3 protein-coding genes are annotated in these 3,989 nt (G+C 67.8%); 2 read left to right on the top strand and 1 reads right to left on the bottom strand.

Features of this window, described 5'->3' with window-relative positions; translation table 11 throughout:
• The coding region (locus tag WA317_RS22045; RefSeq protein WP_425175055.1) for an ATP-dependent DNA helicase at nucleotides 1-677 on the top strand (677 nt) is incomplete at its 5' end.
• 21 nt (nucleotides 678-698) lie between these two features.
• Here the strand turns inward: WA317_RS22045 and glgP are convergent.
• Nucleotides 699-3,290 carry an alpha-glucan family phosphorylase gene (gene glgP, locus WA317_RS22040; protein WP_425175054.1) on the bottom strand — a complete coding sequence of 864 codons (2,592 nt, stop codon included), beginning with the start codon at nucleotides 3,288-3,290 and terminating at the stop codon, nucleotides 699-701.
• A gap of 184 nt (nucleotides 3,291-3,474) precedes the next feature.
• Between glgP and WA317_RS22035 the strand changes: the two genes are divergently transcribed.
• A partial coding sequence (locus tag WA317_RS22035) for a maltotransferase domain-containing protein (RefSeq protein ID WP_425175053.1) occupies nucleotides 3,475-3,989 on the top strand: 515 nt, incomplete at its 3' end.

Here is a 3,989-nt window from a genome sequence, read left to right as displayed (position 1 = left end):
GCCTGGATGTCGGATCGCCGTTCCAGCACGGCAAGGCCGGGATCCTCTACGTCGCCGCGCATCTGCCGCCGCCGGGCCGTGATCAGACCGGCTCCGCCGAACAACTGACCGAGATCGCCGAACTGATCGGCGCCGCCGGAGGACGCACCCTGGGCCTGTTCTCGTCGATGCGGGCGGCGCGGGCGGCCGCGGAGGCCCTCCGGGAACGTCTGCCCACCCCGGTGTTGTGTCAGGGCGACGACAGCACCGGAGCGCTGGTCGAGCAGTTCGCCGCGGATGCTGCGACGTCGTTATTCGGCACGCTGTCGCTGTGGCAGGGCGTCGACGTGCCCGGTCCATCGCTGTCGTTGGTGATCATTGACCGAATCCCCTTCCCGCGGCCCGACGATCCACTGTTGAGTGCACGACAGCGCGCCGTTGCCGCGCACGGCGGCAACGGATTCATGGCGGTCGCGGCCAGCCACGCCGCCCTGCTGCTGGCCCAGGGCGCAGGGCGTTTGTTGCGCCGCACCGACGACCGCGGCGTCGTCGCGGTGCTCGATTCGCGGATGGTCACCGCTCGTTACGGCGGTTACCTGCGCGCGTCGCTGCCGCCGTTCTGGCCGACCACCGACGGGACAGTGGTCCGCCAGGCGCTGACCCGGCTGTGCGGCGCCCAAGGAACGGGCCCAACCTGATCGCCGGGCTACCCACCATGACTAGGCCAGCGTGACCAAGCCCAGCTCATTGGCGGCCGCCAGCAGCGCATGGTTCGGCAGCACCCGCACCGTGTAGCCGGCTGCGCCGGCCACCGGCAGCGGCGTCGTCATCGAGAAGACCTCCCCGCCGCCGACGGTGTCGGTGTGCAACATCTCAACGGTGATCGGATCTCGCAGCGCGTCGCCGGCGTCGACCCTGCCCAGCACGGCTTGCACGGTCACCTCGTCGGGGCGCAGGCCCGCGAGCTGGACGGTCGCGGTCAGCGTCAGCTTCGATCCGAGCACCGGTGTGTCCGGCAGTCCGCTGCTGTCGACGTCGGTGATGCGGATCTTCGGCCACGCCTGCACCGCACGGCGCCGGTATGCGGCGAGCTCACGGCCCGGGCGGTAGGTGGGATGACCATCCTCACGGTCGACGCCGACCGTTCGGCGCAGCGACTCCGCCGCCGGTGTGTAGTAACGCTCGGTGTAGTCGCGCACCATGCGCGACGCCAACACTTTCGGACCCAGCGTCTGCAAGGTGTGGCGCACCATTTCGATCCAGCGCGGCGGCACGCCGCGCTCGTCGCGGTCGTAGAACTTGGGCGCGACCGACTGCTCCAGCAAGTCGTACAGCGCACCGGCCTCCAGGTCGTCGCGGCGGCTCGCGTCGGCGACGCCGTCGGACGACGGGATGTCCCAGCCGTTTTCGCCGTCGTACCACTCGTCCCACCAGCCGTCGCGGATCGACAGGTTCAATCCGCCGTTCAACGCGCTTTTCATGCCGGACGTGCCGCATGCCTCGTACGGACGCAACGGGTTGTTCAGCCAGACATCACAGCCCCAGTACAACCGCCGCGCCATCGACATGTCGTAGTCGGGCAGAAAGGCGATGCGGTGGCGCACTTCAGGACGGTCGGCGAACCGCACCACCTGCTGAATCAGCGCCTTGCCACCGTCGTCGGCCGGGTGGGACTTGCCCGCCACGATCAACTGGATCGGCCGTTCCTCGTCGAGCAGTAGCCGTTCCAGCCGTTCCGGGTCGCGCAGCATCAAGGTGAGCCGCTTGTAGGTGGGGACCCGGCGAGCGAAGCCGATGGTGAGCACCCCGGGGTCGAAGGCCGTCGACGTCCAGCCGAGCTGGGCGGCTGACGCGCCGCGTTCCAGACAGGACCGACGCAGGCGCGCCCGGACATCCTCAACGAGCAGTGTCCGCAGTTGAAAACGGATCGACCAGAGCTGCTCGGAGTCGACGTGCTGCAACCGCAGCCACACCGCCGGCTCGCTGAACGAGTCCGAGCCGACCAGCTCGCGGCCCAGCTGCAACCATTGCGGCGCGGCCCAGGTTCGGGCGTGAACCCCGTTGGTGATCGACCCGATGGGTACCTCGTCCGGATCGAATCCCGGCCACAGCTCATTGAACATGGTGCGACTCACCCGGCCGTGCAACAGCGACACACCGTTGGCCCGCTGCGCCAGCCGCAGCCCCATGTGGGCCATGTTGAAAGTGGCCGGGTCGTCCTCGGCGCCCAGCGTGACGATCCGGTCGGTGGCGACCCCGGGCAAAAGGGCCGGTCCGCCGCCCTCACCGAAATAGCGGCGCACCATGTCGACCGGGAACCGGTCGATACCGGCGGGCACCGGGGTGTGGGTGGTGAAGACCGTGCTGGACCGCACCACCGTCAGCGCGGCGTCGAAGTCCAGACCTGAGTCGGTGATCAGCTCGCGAACCCGTTCCACGCCGAGAAAACCGGCGTGGCCCTCGTTCATGTGAAACACCTCGGGCTCAGCCAACCCTTCGATCGCGGTGAATGCTCGAATCGCTCGCACCCCGCCGATTCCGGCCAGAATCTCTTGCTTGATGCGGTGCTCCTGACCGCCGCCGTATAGCCGGTCGGTCACCCTGCGCAGCTCATGCTCGTTTTCCGGAACGTCGGAGTCCAGCAGGAGCAGCGGGACGCGACCCACTTGCGCGATCCAGACCCTCGCATGCAGTTGGGCGGAGTCGGGCAGCGCCAACTCGACGAGCACCGGGTCGCCGCCGGCGTCGGTGAGCAACCGCAACGGCAGGCCCTGCGGGTCCAGCGACGGATAGGTCTCCTGCTGCCAGCCGTCGGCGGTCAGAGACTGCCGGAAATACCCGGACCGGTAATACAACCCCACCGCGATCAGCGGCAAGCCGAGGTCGGAGGCAGATTTCAGATGATCGCCGGCAAGTATCCCGAGGCCGCCGGAGTAGTTGGGCAACACTTCGGCGACCCCGAACTCCATCGAGAAGTAGGCGATGCCCGTCGGCACCGCCTTGCCGTCGCTTTCTTGCTGCTGATACCACAGCGGACGGCTCAGATAGTCGTCCAAGTCAGCCGCGAGCTCGTCGAGCTTTCCGACGAACCATTCGTCAACCGCCAACTCGTCGAGCCGGCCCGGCTTGACCGAACCCAGCAGCGCCACCGGATCGTGTCGGCAGCGCGACCACAGCTCAGGGTCGATGGCTTCGAACAGGTCCTGTGTCGGCTTCTCCCACGACCACCGCAGATTCGTCGACAGTTGTTGCAGGGCGGCCAGACGCTCCGGGAGATGCGCGCGGACGGTGAACCGGCGGAGGGCTTTCACATGTCGTTACCTTACTGAGGTTGCCCGTCCGCCCCTGGCAGTTCCGTGTCGCTGCGGGCATTGATTTCGCGGCCAAGTGTGACCGGACACTACGGTGGGTATTGGGCGAACGAAGCTCGAGAGATGGCGCCGCAGTGTGGCCGCGCCGAGCACGCACGATGAGAGACAACGGTTACAGAACGGAGTGCTGGTGCCTGGTCGTGTCGAGATCGATAACGTCCAGCCAGTCGTTTCCTGCGGCGCGTACCCCGCCAAAGCGGTGGTCGGTGAAGTCGTCCCGGTCAGTGCCGCCGTGTGGCGGGAAGGCCACGACGAGGTAGCCGCCACCTTGGTTGTGCGCTATTTGGGACCGCGTTACCCACAGGTCGGCGAAGTTCGCCGGCTCAAGGCCGTCCAGGCTGTGGACACCCTGGACGCCGCCGCGCCCCAGCGGGTCAAACCGCTGCTGGTCTCGATGACGACGGGCGAGGAACCGTATGTCTTCCACGGTCAGTTCATCCCGGACAAGATCGGGTTGTGGACGTTCCGGGTGGACGGCTGGGGCGACCCGATCCACAGCTGGCGACACGCCGTCGTGGCCAAGCTCAACGCCGGCCAAGGCGAGGCCGAGCTGAACAACGACCTGCTGGTCGGCGCCCAGCTGTTCGAGCGGGCTGCCACCGGAGTGCCGCGCGCGCAACGCGACCCGCTGCGCGAGGC

It is taken from the genome of Mycobacterium sp. (assembly GCF_049802695.1).
Taxonomy (GTDB): Bacteria; Actinomycetota; Actinomycetes; order Mycobacteriales; family Mycobacteriaceae; genus Mycobacterium.
This window is presented reverse-complemented; position numbering and strand designations above follow the sequence as displayed.